This is a genomic window from Acetatifactor muris, from assembly GCF_024623325.1.
In the GTDB taxonomy this organism is placed as follows: Bacteria; Bacillota; Clostridia; order Lachnospirales; family Lachnospiraceae; genus Acetatifactor; species Acetatifactor muris.
Genome location: NZ_JANJZD010000032.1, coordinates 1 through 21,728 on the forward strand (window position 1 = coordinate 1; position 21,728 = coordinate 21,728).

The following is a 21,728-nucleotide window of genomic DNA, read 5'->3' on the forward strand; positions in this document are numbered from 1 at the left end:
TTTTCAAGGCATAGTACCCGCTATGTCCAATGTTTATGTCCATTTTTCTCAAATTTCTTTTCCTGCACCATATTCAGTTGTCAATTTTCAGTTAGAATCACATTCATTGAGATTCCGAGAAGTTATTGTTTTAAAGAATTTTTACTATTATTAAACGGATACCAAAGAGGCCATCCGGTTTAACCACTGAACGATGACATTTCGAATAACAATTCACGGCTTACCCCTTTACGGAGCCGATCATAACGCCCTTTACAAAGTATTTCTGTACAAAGGGATAGATAATCATCAATGGTAAGGTACTGATAATGATCGTTCCATATTTCAGCATCTCGCTTAAGTACTGGTTCTTTCGGATCATCTCCGGGTCTATGTTGGATTGGTTCAGGTTTACCTGGGACAGCAGAAGAATCCTTCTGAGCACCAGCTGTAACGGATACTTTTCCTGGGAATTCAGGTAAATCATAGGTCCGAAATAGGAATTCCAAAGGCCTACCACCACCCACAGGGAAAGCACCGCAATAATGGGGGTGGATAAGGGAATCACGATTCTGGTGAAAAATCGGAAATCCGAACAGCCGTCCATCTCCGCAGCTTCCTGTAACTCCTTCGGAATGGTATTGGCGAAAAATGTGCGTGCCACGATGATATTGTAAGCGCTCACTGCGCCTGGCAGCACTACCGCCCACATGGTATCCATCAGTCCCAGATTCTTGACCAGCAGATAGGTGGGGATCAGGCCGCCTGAGAACATCATAGTAAACAGGATGATCATTGTGAAGATTTTTTTCCCCCGGAAATCATCCCGTGAGAGCGGGTAAGCCGCAAACAGGGTGAGTACCATGCTGACGATTGTACCGACAAACGCATAAAGGATAGAATTCCGATATCCGGTCCAGATACTCTGATATTTAAATACTGCCTGATAGCTCTGCAGCGTGGGTTCTACCGGAAAAAGCTTAACCTTACCGCTCATCAGCGCGTCTCCGGAACTGAAGGAACAGCTGATAATGTAGATAAGCGGGTACAGAACTATCACAAGAAGAGCCGTAAGCATGATATAATTGATAAAGTAGACCACCTTATCCTGTGTTATCTTTTTACGTTTCATATATCCAACTCCTTTCCCATTCCGCGGATTTACAGAAATCCTGTCCCGGAGAGCTTATCCGCAATTTTATTTGTGATCAGAATCAAAATCAGGCCAACCAGCGACTGGAAGAGGCCGATTGCGGTAGAGTACGGAAAATCCGGGAAAGTGGAGACCAGTGACACCTTGTAGGAATAAGTGCTGATGACCTCTGACATGGCAATATTATTCTGGTTCTGCATGGCCAGAATCTTTTCATATCCGATATTCAGAGTACCTCCCATATTCAGGATCAACATAATGATAGCTGTGGGAATGATAGCGGGAATATCCACATACCAGATCCGCTGCAGAAGCGTAGCTCCGTCAATGATGGCTGCCTCGTGCTGCTCCTGGTCCACCCCGGCCAGCGCCGCCATGTAGATGATTGCTCCGAAGCCAACCCCCTGCCAGACACCGGACCACACATACAGGGACGAAAAATAATTGGCATTTCCCAGAATATTAATTCCAAAATTGTTGAAGAAGAAACTTCCGATGACACCGGCCCGGTTGTCAAATATCATGTTGATAATGCCTACAAACACGATGGTGGAAATAAAGTAAGGACAATAGCTTACCATCTGAACAACCTTTTTATATGCCAGATTTCTGGCGTAATTCAAAGAAAGCGCCAGAATTATTGAACAGGGCATACTGACCAGCATGGAATAGACGGAAAGCACAATCGTATTGCGCAGACATTCTCTGAAATTGTAGTTGCTGAAGAACCGCATAAAATTGGACAAGCCGTGATTGGAAGCCCAGGGACTGTCCCAGATGCCAAGACTCACTTTATAATCTTTAAAGGCGAGTATTACCCCGTACATGGGGGCGTAGGCAAAGATAAACAGCATGATGATTGGAAAGGCAATCATCAGGTATAACTGCCAGTGTCCGAGAAAATATTGGGCAAAGGTTTTTCGGTGTCCAATCTGAACTTTTGTCTTTTTTGACATTTTCTGTTTTTACTCCTCTCTGCATTTATTCTGATTTGACTTTACCAATTTGCACAAAAAAAGTAAATATTCACTTCTTTTTTTGGTTATTCATTTTTTAATGTATTTGTGTAAACAGTTAAAATCCGTTACTTTACTGGCTTTTTTCAAAAATAGTACCTCTGACATTATGGTGGTGAACAAGGGAATGGCAGGGGAATGTTCCGTTAAAAAAGAAAAAAGATGGCGAACGATAACCATCTTTTTTCTTTTTATGCATTATTTCATTTTAACAGGTTTTATTTTCCTTCTATAATAATATGGGTTTCTAATTCTTACGGTATTCCGACGCGCTGTTTCCCGTCACCCGGCGGAATGCTCTGCTGAAGGAGTTAGTGGAGCTATAGCCTGCTGCCACGGCAATCTCTCCCACAGACATGGATGTATTTTTCAAAAGTCCCTTCGCCTTTTCAATCCTGACTTCCTCCACATAATTGGAGAAATTGACCCCGGCAGATGCTTTGAACAATGAGGAAAGATAAGGCACGCTAATCTGAAAGGTATCTGAGACCATTGTCAGGGATAAATCCGGATTGCCATAGTTGGCATCCAGGAAAGCCAAAATGGCAGGCATCATCTTCCCTGCCTCTTTTGTCTTCTTCTCATTTACAAGTGCACAGAGGGAACGATATAACCCAAGAGTACTTGTAACCTGCTCAACCAGAGGGGTCCGGTGCTCTTTTTCCAGTTCTCCAAAATATTTCTGATACTCCTGTTCCTCCAGTTCCAGCCTGACAAGGATGCGGAACAGAATCGCTTTCAGCTCATTCAGAAGAATCTGCTGCAGCCAGGCAGGAAGATTATTTTCGAGAATATATTCTGTCATGATTTCTTTCAGGGCGTCGTGGAGTCCCTGCTCTTCTCCCGAAGTAACCAGCCTGGTCAATTTTACGGACAACTCAAAATACGGGAATACAGTGGCTGTTTTTCTTGTATTCTTCTGAAACCAGATAATCTGGTTCTCTGACCGTTCCTTTTCATTCATGAATGCGAATGCCGCGTTGTGATAAGATTCGTAAACATCCTCTATCTCCTCCACCACACTGCCTCCGTAGACAAAGATTCTTTCCGCAATATTTTCCGGAAGCTCTCTTCGGATCCGCTCAAATCTTTCTTCCACAATCGCCTGAAAAGAATCTCTGTCCGTTCCGGGCACACCCATAATCAGAGACACCTGGTCCTCACCGGTCGCAGCGTACAGGCTTCCCGGGAACTCTTTCTTAATCATCTCCATCAGAGAAAGCAGATAAGTGTTCAGCAGGTCGATGTTCCTCTCCTCTCCACTTGCAATAATCCTGAAAATCAACACACAGAAAACCATACCTCTCCGGTCAAAACCCATGCGATTCACCAGCAAATCCTCTTCCTCCCGGGAGAGAGGATTGCCGAACAGAAGCCTGTTTACGAAGGCATTGCGTATGTAGGGCTTCTGCTCCTCCATCATCTCCACGAGATCCGAGTTGACGCCCGCCAGGTATTGGAAGATATCGCTAAGCTTCATGAACACGGAACTGTGCTCCTGGTCCCGATCAGTGAGCCTTGACGCTTCTTTCAGAAGCTGATTCAGGGGTGTGGCAGATCTGACAGACATATGCCAGCACAAAAAGAGCCCCACTGCCGCAGCCAGCAGAATAAGGATTGTCACAGTGAGCATGCTTGCCATCTTCCTTGCGTTCAGCTGCGTCTCCTGGAGCAATGTACAATAGCTGTAACCAGAGGGAGAACTGTAGCGGAGTGCATAATATTTCGTGCCGGCCAGTCTGACCGGCGCTTCCCACATCCCGTCTATTCCTTCATTCTCCTGCTCTTTGCCCTCCTCCAGCTCCTCCTGCCATCTATTCTCCACATTCCGGATAAGCGCCTCAATCTCTGCCTTATCCTCCTCATCTAAAATCTCTGCATGTGTGTAATAAATTACATTTCCGAAGTCGTCCAGAATATACTGTAAATTGGCTCCGCCCATCACAGACATGAAATCATCCAGCACGGATCTTTCAAAAAAGATTCGAACTGCACCACTGCTGGCGCTGTAGCCATTGTTGGGCAATGGCCGTGAATAAGCCAGAAGCTCCAGCCCGCCTTCTCCCTTATACCAATACTGCTCCAGCGCATTTACACCTTTTCCCATCTGATCTGACAGATAGGTTTTCCACGCTCCATAGCTTCCATCCACATCCCGCCGCAGATACAGATCATAAAAATCCTCATAGTCGTAGGTTATCTGGTCGCTGATGACCACCTGGCTCCTGTCAAAAAAGAGAAAATACGCAAAAACAGATCGGTTAATCTGAGTCGGATTAAAGAGCTTATCCCGAAGGTCGATTACCTTATGGGTATTGGGATCCTCCAGAACATTCTCCTGAAAGCGAAAGATATTGACTTCCGGCAATCCCGCCAACATATCTGCAAGATAAGTAAGTTCCTCTATAAAGCCGTCCACCAGCTCTGCGTTGTGCAGCAATTCCGTCTTTTTCTCCCGAATATCGTCCTCGCTGATTACAGAAATCATCCTGACATAATAGTTGCAGCAAAGCAAAAGAGGAATGAACAGAACGATAAAGTACGTGAAAAAATACTGGTGAAGGATATTCTTATCTATACTTCTCTTTCTGCGTTTCTTCATAATATCAGTTCCTTTATATACCTGGATTATTCTCCTTTCAGGAAAACTGTTTCTTCCATTCCTGGCAGGTGAAAAATCCCCCGGACTGTCCCATGTGTTATGTAGAAGATAGTTAGCTAAACATTTGCCTATATCCGAAATAGGCAAATGCGGCTATCTATCAAATAGTATGCAAATTAAAAAAATACAATAAGTAAAAGAGTAACTGCCCTGGTCGCTCATTTTGCTTATGTATCTTCAGCTGCCTCCATCATAGCCGAAAAAGATATACTTGTCAAATGAAAATCGAAGGAGGCCTTCTTTTTGATTGACTATATTCACACAGTGAGGTAATATAGTTACAATTGAATTCAGAAAAGACGAAGGCGTCTTCAAGTGTATACTTGGAGACGCCTTTTCTGGCAGACAGTTTTGCCTCATGAAGAAAAACGGCCCATATCGGCTATTGGAGAGAAGGAGGAAATTTTATGTCAAAATACATATTTATTACAGGCGGTGTGGTATCCGGACTGGGGAAAGGAATCACCGCGGCATCCCTGGGCAGATTGCTCAGGGCCAGGGGACTGAAAGTGGCGGCACAGAAGCTGGACCCCTATATCAATGTGGATCCGGGCACTATGAGCCCTTATCAACATGGAGAAGTCTATGTAACCGAAGACGGAACGGAAACAGATTTGGATTTGGGGCATTATGAGCGCTTTATTGACGAAGACCTCAACAAATATTCCAATCTGACTACCGGAAAAGTGTACTGGAATGTGTTGAATAAGGAACGGAGGGGAGAGTATCTGGGCTCCACCGTTCAGGTGATTCCGCATATTACCAACGAAATCAAGGAATTTGTCTACAATGTGGGGAAAAAGACGGACGCGGATATTGTGATAACGGAAATAGGGGGGACTATCGGTGACATTGAATCTCAGCCGTTTATTGAAGCGGTGCGCCAGGTCTCCCTGGAAGTGGGCAGAGAAAACAGCCTGTTCATTCATGTGACGCTGGTACCCTTCCTGCGGGGCTCGGATGAACATAAATCCAAACCAACCCAGCATTCGGTCAAAGAACTCCAGGGCATGGGCATCAATCCGAATATTATTGTTCTGCGATGCGACGAACCTCTGGAAGAAACTGTTTTCAGGAAAATAGCGCTGTTCTGCAATGTGAAGCCGGACTGTGTCGTTGAGAATCTGACCCTGTCCGATCTGTACGAAGTGCCGTTGATGCTGGAGAGGTCGGGTTTTTCTGCAGTGGTCTGCCGCGAGCTGGGGATAGAAGCGCCGGAGCCCGATCTGGAGGAGTGGAAAGCTATGGTGGAGCAGAGCAAAAACCGGAGCGGAAAGGTTCACATTGGTCTGGTGGGGAAATATGTGGGGCTCCATGACGCCTATCTTTCGGTGGCGGAAGCTCTGAGACATGCAGGCTGTTATCATAACGTTTATGTGGAAATCCACTGGATTGACGCGGAGAAAATTACGGTGAAAAGCTGTGGAGAAGAACTTTCAGGACTGGATGGAATTCTGATTCCCGGAGGATTCGGCAGCCGGGGAATCGAGGGGATGATTCTGGCGGCAAAATATGCCAGAGAAAACGAAATTCCGTATTTTGGCATCTGCCTGGGCATGCAGATTGCCGTAATTGAGTATACCAGGAATGTGGGAGGAATTCCCAATGCCAACTCAGGGGAATTCGATGAGCAGTGTACAGATAAGGTCATTGATTTTATGCCGGGGCAGAGAGGCGACATAGACAAGGGAGGGACATTGAGACTGGGGGCATATCCCTGTGTGATAAGACCCGGAACCACGATGGAGCGTTGTTACGAAAGGAATCTGATCAGTGAAAGGCATCGGCATCGTTACGAATTTAACAATGAGTACCGTGAATTGCTTCAGAGAAAGGGCCTTGTAATCAGTGGCACTTCTCCTGACGGGAGACTGGTGGAAACCATAGAACTTGCGGAGCGTCCGTTTTATGTAGGCGTACAGTATCATCCGGAATTCAGGAGCCGCCCCAATCATCCCCATCCGCTTTTCAAAGGATTCATTGAAGCGGCACAGAAAATGGGAAGTAAGCACCGTGGCCGGGAGAACTAAATAATTAATTAACAGAACATGTCTTGGTTAAATGAGGAGAACATGATATAATGTCCGCAAATACCTTTTTGACTATTGAACGGGCGAGCGTGAAAAGGATGCGTTGCATCCTTTGGAATCCCTGGGGGAGCGCTGCCCGGGCGGAGTACATAAACATGGAGAAAAAAGAAATACAGCAGGCTGCGGAAGCGGAAAAGACGACAGAAAAGATATGGAAAAGGAAACACTGGCATCCGGTTATATCAGGATTTCTGATACTGGCAATGGCGATTTCCTTTTTCTTTTTGTTATTCCGGTTTGAAGATTTATGCGCAAAGATAAGTGCGCTGATTTCCATCCTGATCCCTTTTATCTACGGGGGTGTGATGGCATATATGCTGAGAATGCCCTGCAATTTTTTCGAGAAATATCTGGAAAAATGGCTTCCGAAAAAGCTGAAAAAAAGGGCGGGAGGTTTTGCCATATTGCTGAGCCTGTTCTGTGCGGGACTGGTTCTGTATCTGCTGATCAGCATGGTGGTGCCTCAGATGGCGGCCAGCATTTCTTCTATAGTCACGGAGCTGCCCGGGACTGCAGAAAGGGCATCGGAATGGATACAGGAATTGCTGGCGGATAATCCGGTGATGGAAAATTATCTGCAGACCGCCATGGAAGCTGTCAACACGAAGATTGAAGCCTGGGCCAGAAAAGATCTTCTGCCCATGCTGATGAGTATGGTGGATGGATTTGCCGGTACAGTCTCCACAGTAGTAACTTTTTTATTCAACATATTTATCGGAATGGTAGTATGTATTTATGTGCTTGGCTCCCGGAAGCTTTTTGCCAGGCAGGCTAAGGCGGTGGTTTACAGTATTTTCAGGCCCAGGTGGGCTGAAGCCATTCTGAATGAGGTGAATTACGCAGATAAAATGTTTGTCGGCTTTTTCAGCGGGAAAATACTGGACAGTGCAATCATCGGCCTTATCTGCTACATTTTTTCTCTGATTTTAGGATTTCCCAATGCGATGCTGGTCAGCGTCATTGTGGGGGTGACCAACATTATCCCTTATTTTGGACCCTATATAGGAGCAGTTCCGTCAGCTCTGCTGATTTTGATTGTAGATCCGATAAAATGCATCTGGTTTCTTGTGTTTATCATTGTTCTGCAGCAGTTTGACGGCAATATTCTGGGTCCCCGCCTTCTGGCCAACAGCACGGGACTGTCCGGATTCTGGGTTCTCTTCTCTGTCACAGTGTTCAGCGGTGTGTTCGGATTCGTGGGTATACTAATCGGTGTGCCGGTATTTGCCGTTATTTACGATCTGATTCGGAAGCTGGTGGTGATGGGGCTGAGAAGGAATCATAAGCTGGAATTGCTGGGGACAGACCATGGGGGGAATGAACGGCAAGACAGGCGGCAGGCTGAGAAGACCGGGATGGATACGGAGACCTGAGAATCCTGACAGGTGGTCCGGGAGGGAACATGGAACAGAATATTCTGAAAAAGTTTGCGGCGCTGGATGCCGATGTGCTGTGCCAATGTAAGACGATAACGCAGCCTCTGGGCTTTACGCCCTATTTTCACAATCACGACGGATGTGAGATATTGCTGATTCTGGGCGGAATACTGGATTTTTATACGGAGTCCGGAGGCGCGAGACTGGAGCGGGGAGATCTGGTCTGCATTAATGAATATGATTTTCATCGTGCGGATGTGGTTACAAAGGGGCAGTATGACCGCATTGTAATCAATGTCAGGCATAATCACCTCGCCAGGATTTCCACATCCAGGACAGATTTTACTGCCTGTTTTCAGCCAAATCCGCTGAATCCGATAAAAATGACACACCTGTCAGAAGATAAGATTACGGAGTTAAGCGGATATGCGCAGGCTCTGGAGGAAAGCCTGGCACAGGAAAAAATCGGGGATGAGCTTGTGTCGGATGCATTTCTGAAACTGATTATGGTGATGATTGTGCGGCAGTTTCTGAAGCAGGGGGTACCGGGAAGGACCAATATTGTACCCTGGCTGGTTGCGGAAACGTTTTCCTATATTGAAGATCATCTGTCAGAGGAAATTACGCTGAAGAAACTGGAAGAACATGTTCATCATAATGGTACTTATATCAGCAGGTGCTTTAAGCAGATTACGGGTATCACGCTTCAGCAGTTTATCATAGCAAAGAAAATTATGCTGTCCTGCCGGCTGCTTCGGGAGGGCAATGCTCCCTGTGATGTATGTTACATGACAGGGTTTAATAATTATTCTAATTATTCCAGAACGTTCTCAAAGCAGATGGGAATTTCTCCTAAAAAATACCAGATAGAAAACAGATAAAAGTCGCATTTCGCAAAAAAACAAGTCGTTTATAGTGTATTTGATAAAAATGTCCGGGTGGTATAATATGCGTGAAAGGCTGTTTATGGCATGAAAAGGCCAAAGGGCTGACTTGAAAGGTTGAAAAGATGGAGGGAAAAATGGAACAGAAAAAGGATGGTATGAATTACGCACCAAAAGGAAAGCCGGCACCGGTGGTTAAGCCGGGGGAATTCTGCATAGCGGCGATTGCGCTGGATCACGGACACATTTACGGGATGTGCAATGGCCTCACGGAAGCAGGAGCAAAGGTTAAATGGGTGTATGACCCGGATGAGAAGAAAGTGGAGAACTTTATGAAAGCTTTTCCGGGGGTAAAAGCAGCGGCAAGCGAAGAAGAAATCCTGAAGGACCCGGAAGTAAAGCTGATATGCGGAGCGGCAGTTACCAGTAAGCGCTGTGAGCTGGGACTTCGCGCCATGGCGGCAGGAAAGGACTACTTTACGGATAAGGCGCCGCTGACCACCCTGGAGCAGCTGGAGGCGGCCAGGGAAATGGTAAAGCGCACCGGAAGAAAATATATGGTGTACTACAGTGAGAGAATTCATGTGGAGTCTGCCGTCTTTGCAGGGCAGCTGATCGAAGCCGGCGCTATCGGGACGCCCATTCATGTAGACGGATTCGGACCTCACAGAGTGGGAAATCCGAAGAACAGACCGGACTGGTTCTTTGAAAAGGAAAAATACGGCGGTATTTTGTGTGATATCGGCAGTCATCAGATTGAACAGTTTTTGTTCTACTGCGGCGTAAAAGATGCGAAGGTGCAGTACAGTCAGGTGGGAAATTACGGACACCCGGATTATCCGGAGCTGGAGGACTTTGGAGACGCTGTGCTGGTGGGCGATAACGGGACCACGCAGCATTTCAGGGTGGACTGGTTTACGCCGGACGGACTTTCCACCTGGGGAGACGGACGGACCTTTATCCTGGGAACGGAAGGATACATAGAGCTGAGAAAGTATGTGAATGTAGGAACCGGTGACGGAAGCGGAGACCATGTATTCCTGGTGAACCGGGAAGGTGAGCAGCATTTTGAAGTGTCCGGGAAGGTGGGATTTCCTTATTTTGGCCAGCTGATTTTAGACTGTATCAATCGTACGGAAAATGCCATGACGCAGGAGCATGCCTTCAAGGCGGCGGAGCTGTGTGTCAGGGCGGAGCTGCAGGCAGTCAAAGTGAAGTAGACAATAATAGCACCGCGAAAAAGACGGTTAAAAAGTCTGTGAGAAATGGAATCGAAAGAAGACGCAAGAGAACCATGAAAGCGACGGAAGACAGAATGAGAGGCTGCTGAAAAAGGCAGAAGAAATTGTCACAAACGGATCCGAATATGGAATAAAAAAGAAAGAGAAGGATATTGGAAGGAGGCGGTTTTTAATGATAAATGTGGCAGTTGTAGGAACCGGAAATATTGCGCACGCCCATGTGGGAGGCCTGCTGACTTTTCCGGATAGATGTAAGATAGTGGCTCTGTGTGACATCTATCCTGAGAAGGCACAGGCGATGAAGGAAAAATACCAGCTGGACTGTGAAATATTTGCAGATCATCAGGTTATGCTGAACTCGGATTTAAAAATTGACCTGGTACATGTGTGTACGCCGCCCTATGTGCACTGTGAAATAGCCGTGAACAGCATGAATGCGGGATGCAATGTGGTGGTGGAAAAGCCCATGGCAACCTGCCTGGCAGAGTGCGACCGGATGCTGGAGGCGGAGAGGCACAACGGTGTGACCATGGCCTGTATCGCACAGAATCGTTTCAGGAATTCCATTTACAGACTGAAGAAAACCGTTGACAGCAACCTTGCGGGAAAAATCTGTCTGGCCAATGTACAGTCCGCCTGGTGGCGGGGACATTGCTATTACGACCTCTGGTGGCGGGGAACCTGGGAGAAGGAAGGCGGCGGCCCCACCCTGAATCACGCGGTTCATCATATCGACATGCTGAACTGGCTGGAGGGAAGAATGCCGGATTCCGTTATGGCCATGCTGACCAATGTGATGCATGACAATGCGGAGGTGGAGGATCTGTCTCTGGCCTGCCTGCGCTATGCAGACGGAAGTCTGGCCCAGATTACCAGCTCTGTGGTACATCACGGAGAAGAACAGGGAATTGTACTGCAGTGTGCTGACGCCAAAATATCTGCCCCCTGGGAAGTGAAGGCGGAGGTCACGCAGGCGAATGGGTTCCCGAAACAGGAAGGAAACGAAGCACTCAAGAAAGCGCTGGAGGAATTCCAGGAGCAGATTCCGCCTCTTGCCCATGAGGGACACACAGGAGAAATTGAGAATGTGCTGAGCGCATTGGAAAAAGGAGAGCGGCCTCTGATAACCGGCGAGGACGGAAGGAGAACTGTGGAGGTAATCACAGCCATTTATAAAGCGGGCTTCACCGGACAGCAGGTAAAGCTTCCCATAGAAAGCGGGGATGAGTACTATACTTTTGATGGTGTTCTGAAAAATGCCGTTCATTTTTATGAGAAAACAGCTTCTGTGGAAAACTTTGCAGAAGAGAGAATCACGGTGGGAAATTATAAGTAAGTGAATAAAAATAACTGAGGTTTACAAAGGCGGCAGTCTGGAGAGTATCCTGACTGCTGCGTTTACAGAGCAGCAGGAGGACAGATATGGAGACATTGCGGATTGGAATAGTGGGAATCGGAAATATGGGAAGCGCCCATGCGGTGCAGCTTTTTGAAGACAGAGTAAAAGGTGCCAGACTGACGGCGGTATGTGACATAGATAGAAATCGTCTGCAATGGGCGAAAGAACGCTTATCCGATAAGGTTTTGCTCTATGAAAATGACGAAGCGCTTCTTGACAGCGGAGAAGTGGATGCCATTATAATTGCAACGCCTCATAACTTTCATCCTGTGATTGCGATGAAGGCCTTTGAGAGAAAAATCAATGTACTTACGGAAAAACCGGCGGGTGTCGACACGGCAGGCGTGGCTGAGATGAATCGGGCGGCAGAGGAAAGCGGCGTGGTATTCGGGATTATGTTCAATCAGCGGACAAATCAGCTTTACAGAAAGCTGCATGATCTGGTAAGGGAAGGGGCGCTGGGAGATATCAAGCGCTTTGTCTGGATCATCAACAATTGGTACCGCACCCAGGCTTACTATGATTCCGGCGACTGGCGGGCCACCTGGAACGGCGAAGGCGGAGGCGTACTGCTGAATCAATGTCCGCACAATCTGGATATCTGGCAGTGGATAATGGGAATGCCCGCAAGACTCAGAGCTTTCTGCAATGTAGCTCATTATCACCGGATTTCAGTGGAGGATGACGCCACGATTTATGCGGAGTACGAGAACGGTGCCAGTGCTGTATTCATTACCTCCACCGGAGAATGTCCGGGCACAAACAGAATGGAAATCAGCGGTACTCTGGGGAAAGCCGTCATTGAGAACGGCAGTCTGAAGCTTTTCCTGCTGGAAAGAGACGAGCGTGAAATCTGCTTTACTTCAAAGGAAGGGATGCCGAAGGAAAAGGTGAACTGCCGGACCATAGAACAGGAGGGCCCGGATGGCGGCCACCTGGAGATACTGCAGAATTTTACGGATGCGGTATTACAGGGGAAAGAGCTGCTTGCGCCCGGAACCAGCGGAATCTTCAGCCTGAGTATCAGCAATGCGGCATATCTGTCCGCATGGAAGGATGAATGGGTTACGCTTCCGGTGGATGCGGAAGAATTTACCCGGCTTCTGGATATCAGGAAAAAGGAAGAGAAAGTAGCGGATAAAAAGGTAAGAAAAGAAAAAATGACGGGAGAGTATTCCAACAGATGGAGCGTCCGGTGGTGATAAAAGTTTTTCTTGACTCCTACGTTACGTAATAGTATATGCTGTGTTTACACGGGAGGAGGAAATGGCAATGATGACGGTAAATGAAGTGAGCAGGCTGACAGGAGTGAGTATACGCACTCTGCAATATTATGATAAAATCGGACTGCTGAAACCGACGGGATACACGCAGGCCGGTTACCGGCTGTATGACGATACGGCGCTGGAGACACTGCAGCAGATTTTACTGTTTCGGGAGCTGGAATTTCCCCTGAAAGAAATTAAAGAAATGATTTCCAGACCTGATTTTGACAGGAATAAGGCTCTGGAGCAGCAGATTACACTGCTGAACATGAAAAAGGAGCATCTGGAAAATCTGATTCGCTATGCCCGTGATATACGAAATGGAGGAGTGAGGACAATGGATTTTTCAGCATTTGACACGAAAAAGATGGATGAGTACGCTAAGCGTGCCAGGGAGCAGTGGGGAAACACTGCGGAGTATCAGGAATTCGAAGAGAAATCTCAGGGCAGAACAAAGGAAATGGAGCTGGAAACGGCGAAAGAGTTTATGCAGCTGTTCGCGGAGTTCGGGGAGTTGAAACAGGAGGAGCCGGGCGCGGAGAAAGCGCAGAAGCAGGTGAGAAAGCTGCAGAATTATATTACGGAGCATTTCTATACCTGTTCCGATGAGATTCTGCTCAGTCTGGGGCAGATGTATGCCGGAGGCGGAGAGTTCATGGCAAACATTGATAAGGCAGGCGGAGAAGGAACCGCGGCGTTTGTGGCGGAGGCTATCCGCATTTGCTGTGGAAAATGACAGTTCGGCACTCTCCCTGAACTGCTATGGAAAAATGATATTCGGAGGCGGCTGTCACTTCAGGCAGCCGCCTCAATGTCTTAATTATACAACAGTTGATTTTTTACTGGCAGATATGCGTACGATCCTGATTTTGCTGAAAAAGCAATAATATCCCACGAAGAGCAGGCTGGTAATCACCCAGGTGAGGGGATAACTGAAAATGATGGTGTATATTTCCGGCCTTCTGGGCACGGCCAACGCAATCCACAGTACGCGGATAAGACATATGCCGCTGAGGCAGATCAACGTGGGAATCCAGCAGTCTCCCACACCGCGCAGGGCGCCGGAGAAGATTTCCACACACAGATAGGTAGAGTAAACCGGAGCAAGAAAACGGGTAATCTGTACTCCGATGCGAAGAACTTCCGGATCTGCTGTAAAAAGGCGGAAAATACTTTCACAGCCTAATATCACTGCTGTACTGACCAGCAGTGCGGAGACAAAACTCATACAGAGACAGGTACGGATACCTTTCCGCACCCTTTCTGCTTTACCAGCGCCGTAATTCTGCCCTACAAAGGTAGTGATGGAGATACCGAAGGAGCTGATGGTCATCCAGAAGAAAGCATCCACTTTTCCGTATACAGTCCAGGCGGCAACCGTGTCTGTGCCCTGACCGTTGATGGCAGTCTGGATAATAATATTGGACAGGCTGTACATGACGGACTGCAGGCCCGCAGGAAATCCGATTCGGATGATTCGTCTGAACATTCTATGGTCAAATCTGATTCTACGAAGCTCCAGATGATGCATATCTTTTGTCCGTACCAGAACCCGGAGTACCAACAGAGCGCTCAGCGCCTGGGAACAAATCGTTGCAACCGCCGCACCCGTGACTCCCAGACCACAGTATGCCACAAGAAGCAGGTCCAGAAGGATATTGGTAAAACAGCTGGCAATCAGGAAATAAAGAGGGCGTCTGGAATCCCCCACAGCCCGCAGGATACCGGAGCCTACATTGTAGATCAAATTCCCTGTGATTCCCACAAAATAGATGCGGATATAGAGTATTGCCAGGTCCAGCACATCAGCCGGTGTATCCATGGCAGTCAGGGTAGCAGGTGCGACCACAATGCCGCCAACCATCATTACCAGTCCGCCCACAATGCTGAAAGCAATGGCTGTATGTACTGCATAATCCACCATCTCGGCTCTCTTAGCGCCATAATATTGGGAGATAATGACAGTGGCGCCGCTGGCCAGCCCTACAAAAAAGCCTACCAGCAGGTTGATGACCGTTCCGGTCCCTCCGCCTACCGCGGACAGAGCTTCCTTTCCTACAAAGCGGCCCACAATCACCGCATCAGCCGCATTATAGAGCTGCTGAAACAGTGTTCCGAACAGAATGGGAAAGAAAAACAGGAGCAGCTGTTTCCAGATGACTCCCTCTGTAATCTGATTTTCTTTTGTCTGGTCTGCATTACCCATTTTATCTGTAAACCGTCCTTCTTTACTGTGAAAGTTTAAATCAGTTGTGACATTTCCGATTGTAGCACTGTTGAGGGAAGTTTTCAATATAAAAGACACTGTTGCCTGGATAATGATGTATCCAGACGAATTAGCAGGATAGATGCTGTTAAGGTTGAACTTAGTCAGGGAAAGTACTATAATACAGCTAACAGATTGGGAACATGGAGGTATAGGAAGGAACTGCAATGGGTAATAGCAATTCACATATCAAACAAGGGGGTAAAAGTTGGAGATGAAAACGGTTATTCAGAATGAAGAGTATCAGGTAATTTCAATAGATGAACATACCTGGCGAATTGAGGACAAAGGCGTGCGCTTTTTTCTGCTGGAGGGTACAGAAAAAGCTTTGTTGATAGACAGCGGAATGCAGGTACATTGTGCAAAAGAGATTGCGGAAGGACTGACGAAGCTGCCCCTTTCTCTCCTGATCACCCACGGAGACCGGGACCATGTGGGCAGCAATGAGGAATTTCCTTCTTTTTACATGCATCCTTCGGAGGCGTCAAATTATTATAATACACAGAAAAAGACAGGCAGGTTTATCCCGGTGCAGGAGGGGGAGATACTTGACCTGGGAGAGCGGCCGCTGGAAATCATTGCCTTGCCCGGACATACGCCGGGAAGCATTGCGGTGCTGGATAAAAAGAACAGAACGTTGATAAGCGGAGATCCCATACAGGATGGCAATATATTTATGTTCGGTGTCCAGAGGGAGTTTCATGCTTATGTACACAGCCTGGAAAAGCTGGACCGCTATAAAGAGGACTTTGACCTTATATATCCTTCTCATGGCGGCTTTCCTGTGAAGCCGGATTTGATTCCCCGGCTGCGGGAGAGTGCGGAGAAGATCCTTTCGGGAGAGCTGGAGGGCGAGAATTTTGAGATGTTCGGGAATCACATTAAGCGGTACGACACAGGAGTGGCGGTTTTTCTGTGTGAGCCGTAAGCAGGTGGTTAACGGGAAGCTGCATGTGAGAAGGGCATACGACAGAAGGCAGCAGGATGCAGAATGGAAGAAATAAAGCGGAAATGAAAAGGCAGAGAAGACAGGGAGCATAAGTATGCCGCAGGGATATGACAACGAAATCTTATATCATTATACAGATTTTCAGGCGCTGGACGGAATTCTCCACAGCGCTCAGCTTCGCGTGAACAATATTCTGAATATGAACGATGCGGCGGAGATGCGCTATTTTATGACCGGACTCTGTGACGCGGTGGTAAAGCGGCTGGAGGAGGAAGGGGATACTGGACGGGGAGAACAGGTCCGGGCCCTTTTTGAGAAAGAGCTGAAAAAGGAATTCTACTATTCTGCCTATGCCGCCTGCTTCTCACTGTATCGGGATGATGCGGCCCAATGGGAGCGGTATGGGAACAGAGGAAGAGGCGTATGTATTGCATTTCAGGGAGAGTATCTGCAGAAGATGGCCCAGGGAGCGTTGTCTTTGCAGACGGTTTTCTATCAGGATGACATGGCGGCCCATAAGCTGACAGGTATATTTTATCGCCTGATGAAACGGGAGAAGGATCTGACAAAGGAAAGTCCCGATGTGGAAAAGGCCATGAATTATGCCTGGAGCTGTTCGGCGGCATTCAAGCATCCCTCCTTTTTCTCCGAGCGGGAAGTGCGGCTGGTAGTTTCTCCGTTTGTGAAGGAACATTTAGAGGTGAAGCCCTGTTATCATATCAGTGTGGAGCGAATCAAAAAATATTACCCGCTGGACCTGATGGCCATGTGCCGGAAAATCGGAATTGGGATGGAGGACCTGATAGCGGAGATTATCATCGGACCGGAATCTACCCAGGCAAAATATATCCTACAGGATTATCTGCGGGACAACGGTCTGAGCGGGCTGGCGGAAAAGGTTTCTCATTCCAAATGTCCGCTGCGCAGGTCGCCGAAATAAATCTGTCGGTTACACCATCACACATGGAAAATTAGGTTATAAAGGGAATTGCCTGGAGAAGAGCGAAGGGAGAAGTACAATCTATGGAAGAGCATCGTATTGCAGTTATATCAGACACACATGGCATTCTACGGCCGGAGGCAGCAGCTGTTCTGAAAAGCTGTGAAGTGATTCTTCACGCAGGTGATTTTGACAATGCAGAAATATGGAAAGATTTGAAGAAAATCGGTCCTGTATATGCGGTTCGGGGAAATGTGGATAAGAAATGGGCAGATGATTTTCCGGAGGAACTGCCGTATGAAAGAGAACTTTCCCTTTATGGGTTCAGAATTTATATGATTCATAATAGAAAGCAGGCCAGGAAGGATGTATCGGGTATCGACATGGTAGTATTCGGCCATTCCCATGAATATGAGGAAAGCAAAAAGGGAGAGGTGACGTATCTCAATCCCGGTAGCTGCGGACAAAAGCGCTTTCATCTGCCTCTTACCATGATGGTGCTCACTCTTTACCCGGAGAACCACCAGTTTCAGACGGAGAAAATTGACTGTAACCCGGCGGTTCCTGACGTATCGGTGGAAAAAGCGTCAACGAAATTCTTGGGCGGCTTTTTCGGTAAAAAGAAATCCTCAAAAGAGAATCATCTGGACATGGAGCTGACAGAACAGATCTGCCGTATGTATGTAACGCATCCTGGTGTAGACGCAGACGGTATTATGGACAGGCTGGAAAGAAAAGACTTATAGTTTTTCAGCGTATACTCTCATGAATCCTTGAAATACTAAACAAAAAAGAAAGGATAAAACCTGCCCGACAAACGGAAAGCAGGCGGTGAGAGAAATCATGGTATATACAGACACAGTAAAACTCCTCCGGGAATGTGATGCGGGAACGAAAATGGCAGTGACTTCCATTGATGAAGTGCTGGAGAAGGTTCGGGATACAGAAATGAAACAGCTCCTGCAGGAGAGCAAAGATCATCATGAAAAACTGGGAGATGAAATCCATTCTCTGTTGAACAGCCACGGAACGGAAGAAAAAGAGCCTAAAGCCATGGCAAAAGGGATGTCATGGATGAAGACCAATGTGAAGATGAGTATGGATGACAGTGATGCCACAGTGGCAGATTTGATTACAGATGGATGTAATATGGGCATCAAATCGCTGAACAGATATTTGAATCAGTACAAGGCGGCGGATCACAAGTCGAAGAATATCAGCACAAAGCTGATTTCAATTGAAGAGAAATTGTGTAAAGACTTAAGCAAATATTTATAGACGTGCCAAAGAGCTGTTATGGATTATCATAATGAGAAATTACAGATAAGGAGTAAGGCAGTGGCAGGAAAACAAAGGATAAACCGGGAAGATGTAAAAACGGTATTTGAATCCCCTTACATTCGAGTGGCTGATTTACAATATGCGCCGGGCAGGCATTATTATGATGCCACCCGGCGGGCAACTGACGATCTGACCGCGACAAAATCCGACGAAGAATTCAGAACCATGCTTCCGGATGCGGTGAGCTGTATCGTGATTCTGGATACCCCGGAGGAAGAACCGAGGCTGCTGCTTTCTTATGAATTCCGCTATCCGGCCGGGCAGTTTCTGCTCAGTGTGCCGGCGGGACTGATAGACAAAGAGGATAAGGAAGGGAAGAATCCGATTATTTCCACCGCTCTGCGGGAAATCAGAGAGGAGACCGGACTGGAAACGGCGCAGGGAGACTCTGCTTTTACAGTCAATTCACTGCTTTTCTCCAGTCCCGGGATGACAGATGAGAGTAATGCACTGGTTTGTGTGGTCTTTCATTCTGCGGATCTGTCTGAACTGTCCCAGGAAGGTGCGGTGGGAAGCGAACTGTTTGACGGTTTTGCATTGCTCACAAAAGCAGATGCCATGGAGACACTGAAGAAAGGCCGTGATGACAGAGGTAATTTTTATTCTGTATACACTTGGGCAGCATTGGCCTTTTTTGTATCGGATATGTGGAGGGAACCGGGGGCTGTTATTTTGTAACGGTTTCGTGTACTGCTGAACGACTTTACTATTTAAGAAGGCTGTAAACCACTTATTTACCTCTCAGCAAGAGGTGCCCATCCTGGTACTGACAGGGTGGGTATTATTTTTTGCCTGTTACAATTGCAAAAAACATGAGGTACTTAAATTTCCATAAATATATACATATCATGTGGTAAGAACAGCAGTTATTTGATATGATAAATATAGTCTGACAAAAATGGTCTGATAAAAATGAGTAAAAGAGGTGATGCAGGTGAACCAAAAACTGAAAGAGAAGATTCTGGAATCTCTGTCTGCGGTGCTGCCGATCACGGGAATTGTCCTGTTGCTCAGCATTTTGCTGGTACCCATAGATCTGGGAACTATGGTGATGTTCCTTGTGGGGGCAATTATGCTGGTGGTGGGAATGGGCTTTTTCCAGCTGGGGGCGGAGATGTCCATGACGCCGCTGGGGGAGGGTATCGGCGTGCAGATATCCAAAGCCCGGCGGATTCCGCTGATCTTTCTGATCGGATTCTCCATGGGGGCGATTATCACGATCTCCGAGCCGGATCTGCAGGTGCTGGCGGAGCAGGTGCCGTCCATTCCGAATCTGACCTTGATTCTGACCGTGGCGGTGGGGGTTGGCATTTTCCTGGCGGTGGCCATTATCAGAATTTTGTTTCAGATTAATCTGTCAACCATATTGATTGTGTTATACACAGTATTGATAGGAGTCTCCTTTTTTGTCTCAAAAGATTTCCTTGCAGTAGCATTTGACTCCGGCGGTGTGACAACGGGGCCCATGACAGTTCCTTTTATCATGGCAATGGGTGTGGGCCTTGCTTCGGTCCGCGGTGACAGAAATGCTTCCAGCGACAGTTTTGGTCTGGTGGCGCTGTCAAGTGTGGGGCCGATTCTGGCAGTGTTGATTCTGGGAAAGTTCTTCAATCCCGGTGAGACTGCATATGCAGCATCCGGTGTCCCACATGTGAGTACCACCCGGGATGTGGTGAAGGAATTTCTCTTCAGCATGCCTCCTTATGTGCGGGAGGTTCTGATATCGTTGGTACCGGTTGCCTTTGTGTTCGTTTTGTTCCAACTGTTTACACATCGATATCCGCGCAGGCAGGTAAAGCGTGTGACGGTAGGTTTCGGGTATACATATATCGGTTTGGTGCTGTTCCTGTGCGGCGTTAATGTGGGATTTGCTCCGGTGGGTTCCCTGCTGGGGAACGAAATTGCCTCCGAGGCCTGGAAATGGCTGCTGATACCTATCGGTATGCTGATTGGGTATTATATTGTAAAAGCAGAGCCGGCCATCCAGGTGCTGAATCGCCAGGTGGAGGGTGTGACTAACGGCTCGGTGTCCGCCAGGTCCATGAACCTCTGCATGTCCCTGGGAGTATCGGCCAGCGTGGGAATGTCCATGATGCGGGTGCTGACCGGTCTGCCCATACACTGGATTATCATACCGGGTTATTTGATCGCATTGCTCCTGTCCAGATTCGTGCCGAAGATGTTCGTGGGTATTGCATTCGACTCCGGCGGTGTGGCCAGCGGTCCCATGACCACCACATTCCTGCTTCCGCTAAGCATCGGAGCCTGTGATGCTGTGGGAGGAAATCTGATGACAGATGCTTTCGGCGTGGTGGCGCTGGTGGCGCTCACGCCGCTGATTGCCATTCAGGTGATGGGAATCCTGTATCAGTACAGGCTGAAGACAACGGATCAGCTTGCGGTACAGGAAGCAGACTTTACGGAAGTTATGGATGCTATGGATGACATCTTTGAATTTGAGGAGGGCAGTGAAAATGGCGGACAATCATAAGAAAGCGGCGTTTCGAATGTTGCTTCTCATTGCAACACCAAAACTGGTCAATAAGGCGGTGGGACTGTTCAAAGAAGGAAATGTTCCCACTCAGTATGTTTTCCACGCCCAGGGAACTGCCACCAGCGAAGTTATGGATATGCTGGGGCTGGACGGTGTGGATAAAAATATTCTGATGGGTATGATGCCGAAGACTTTTGCCGATGAAATGCTGAAAAAGCTGCGGAAGAAGCTGCATCTGGGCATGCCGAATACCGGAATTGCCTTTACTGTCTTCATGTCCGGCGGCAGCGGTCACCTTGTTCAATTGATTGAGAGTCTGGAACCGGAGGAGAAGCAACTTGCAGAGAGGAATGAAGCGGATATGACAGAGAATGAATACAGTATGATTATGGCGATTGTAAATCAGGGATTCAGTGAGGACGTAATGAACGCCGCCAGACCCAAAGGCGCCTCCGGAGGCACAGTATTCCACAGCAGGCGAATCGGCAACCAGGAGGCTATGAAATTCTGGAAGATAAGCGTGCAGGAGGAGAGAGAAGTGGTCATTATCCTGGCCCAGAAGGAGGATAAACTGGCTATCATGCAGGAAATCGGCAGACAATGCGGCATGCACAGCAAGGCCCAGGGAATTGTCATGTCCCTGCCTGTGGACGGCATAGTAGGGCTGGACTGA

General features: G+C 47.6%; 18 protein-coding genes. 14 read left to right on the forward strand and 4 right to left on the reverse strand.

Annotated elements, in window-relative coordinates; all coding sequences use genetic code 11:
- Nucleotides 1-220 precede the first annotated feature (220 nt).
- From NSB25_RS22635 to NSB25_RS22645, 3 genes are all read right to left on the reverse strand, one after another.
- Nucleotides 221-1,111 carry a carbohydrate ABC transporter permease gene (locus tag NSB25_RS22635; protein WP_103241194.1) on the reverse strand — a complete coding sequence of 297 codons (891 nt, stop codon included), beginning with the start codon at nucleotides 1,109-1,111 and terminating at the stop codon, nucleotides 221-223.
- Between the two features lie 29 nt (nucleotides 1,112-1,140).
- Nucleotides 1,141-2,088, reverse strand: a complete 948-nt coding sequence (locus NSB25_RS22640) for an ABC transporter permease (RefSeq protein WP_103241193.1) — start codon at nucleotides 2,086-2,088, stop codon at nucleotides 1,141-1,143.
- A gap of 307 nt (nucleotides 2,089-2,395) precedes the next feature.
- Complete coding sequence (locus NSB25_RS22645) at nucleotides 2,396-4,750, reverse strand: helix-turn-helix transcriptional regulator (protein WP_103241192.1); 2,355 nt, start codon at nucleotides 4,748-4,750, stop codon at nucleotides 2,396-2,398.
- Nucleotides 4,751-5,217: 467 nt separating this feature from the next.
- On the opposite strand from NSB25_RS22645, the gene NSB25_RS22650 reads away from it, so the two are divergent.
- The 7 genes from NSB25_RS22650 (at nucleotide 5,218) to NSB25_RS22680 (ending at nucleotide 13,801) form a co-directional block, all read left to right on the forward strand.
- The gene (locus tag NSB25_RS22650; protein WP_103241191.1) at nucleotides 5,218-6,840 is read left to right on the forward strand and encodes a CTP synthase; all 1,623 of its coding nucleotides are present in this window, start codon (nucleotides 5,218-5,220) and stop codon (nucleotides 6,838-6,840) included.
- A gap of 155 nt (nucleotides 6,841-6,995) precedes the next feature.
- On the forward strand, nucleotides 6,996-8,273 hold the full coding sequence (locus NSB25_RS22655; RefSeq protein ID WP_172455203.1) for an AI-2E family transporter: 1,278 nt from the start codon (nucleotides 6,996-6,998) through the stop codon (nucleotides 8,271-8,273).
- Nucleotides 8,274-8,302: 29 nt separating this feature from the next.
- Complete coding sequence (locus NSB25_RS22660) at nucleotides 8,303-9,157, forward strand: helix-turn-helix domain-containing protein (protein WP_103241189.1); 855 nt, start codon at nucleotides 8,303-8,305, stop codon at nucleotides 9,155-9,157.
- A gap of 140 nt (nucleotides 9,158-9,297) precedes the next feature.
- The gene (locus NSB25_RS22665) at nucleotides 9,298-10,380 is read left to right on the forward strand and encodes a Gfo/Idh/MocA family protein (RefSeq protein WP_103241206.1); all 1,083 of its coding nucleotides are present in this window, start codon (nucleotides 9,298-9,300) and stop codon (nucleotides 10,378-10,380) included.
- A gap of 193 nt (nucleotides 10,381-10,573) precedes the next feature.
- Nucleotides 10,574-11,737: a Gfo/Idh/MocA family protein gene (locus NSB25_RS22670; protein WP_103241188.1), complete on the forward strand. Its 1,164-nt coding sequence runs from the start codon at nucleotides 10,574-10,576 to the stop codon at nucleotides 11,735-11,737.
- Between the two features lie 86 nt (nucleotides 11,738-11,823).
- A complete protein-coding gene (locus NSB25_RS22675; RefSeq protein WP_103241187.1) occupies nucleotides 11,824-13,002 on the forward strand; it encodes a Gfo/Idh/MocA family protein in 1,179 nt (392 codons plus the stop codon).
- A 70-nt stretch (nucleotides 13,003-13,072) separates the two neighbouring features.
- A complete protein-coding gene (locus tag NSB25_RS22680) occupies nucleotides 13,073-13,801 on the forward strand; it encodes a MerR family transcriptional regulator (protein WP_103241186.1) in 729 nt (242 codons plus the stop codon).
- Nucleotides 13,802-13,885: 84 nt separating this feature from the next.
- Here NSB25_RS22680 and NSB25_RS22685 read toward each other — a convergent pair whose 3' ends face one another.
- On the reverse strand, nucleotides 13,886-15,271 hold the full coding sequence (locus tag NSB25_RS22685) for an MATE family efflux transporter (protein WP_103241185.1): 1,386 nt from the start codon (nucleotides 15,269-15,271) through the stop codon (nucleotides 13,886-13,888).
- Nucleotides 15,272-15,545: 274 nt separating this feature from the next.
- On the opposite strand from NSB25_RS22685, the gene NSB25_RS22690 reads away from it, so the two are divergent.
- The 7 genes from NSB25_RS22690 (at nucleotide 15,546) to NSB25_RS22720 (ending at nucleotide 21,728) form a co-directional block, all read left to right on the forward strand.
- Nucleotides 15,546-16,259, forward strand: coding sequence for an MBL fold metallo-hydrolase (locus NSB25_RS22690; RefSeq protein WP_103241184.1), 714 nt, complete (start codon nucleotides 15,546-15,548; stop codon nucleotides 16,257-16,259).
- 115 nt (nucleotides 16,260-16,374) lie between these two features.
- The gene (locus NSB25_RS22695) at nucleotides 16,375-17,220 is read left to right on the forward strand and encodes a DUF2971 domain-containing protein (protein ID WP_103241183.1); all 846 of its coding nucleotides are present in this window, start codon (nucleotides 16,375-16,377) and stop codon (nucleotides 17,218-17,220) included.
- Between the two features lie 83 nt (nucleotides 17,221-17,303).
- Complete coding sequence (locus tag NSB25_RS22700) at nucleotides 17,304-17,966, forward strand: metallophosphoesterase family protein (protein ID WP_103241182.1); 663 nt, start codon at nucleotides 17,304-17,306, stop codon at nucleotides 17,964-17,966.
- Between the two features lie 97 nt (nucleotides 17,967-18,063).
- Entirely contained in the window at nucleotides 18,064-18,498 is a 435-nt protein-coding gene (locus NSB25_RS22705; RefSeq protein WP_103241205.1) for a DUF2383 domain-containing protein, read from the forward strand.
- 60 nt (nucleotides 18,499-18,558) lie between these two features.
- Nucleotides 18,559-19,239, forward strand: coding sequence for an NUDIX hydrolase (locus NSB25_RS22710; RefSeq protein WP_242982544.1), 681 nt, complete (start codon nucleotides 18,559-18,561; stop codon nucleotides 19,237-19,239).
- A 256-nt stretch (nucleotides 19,240-19,495) separates the two neighbouring features.
- A complete protein-coding gene (locus NSB25_RS22715; protein WP_103241203.1) occupies nucleotides 19,496-21,052 on the forward strand; it encodes a DUF1538 domain-containing protein in 1,557 nt (518 codons plus the stop codon).
- Nucleotides 21,036-21,728, forward strand: coding sequence for a transposase (locus NSB25_RS22720; RefSeq protein ID WP_103241181.1), 693 nt, complete (start codon nucleotides 21,036-21,038; stop codon nucleotides 21,726-21,728). The genes NSB25_RS22715 and NSB25_RS22720 overlap by 17 nt, the downstream gene beginning before the upstream one ends.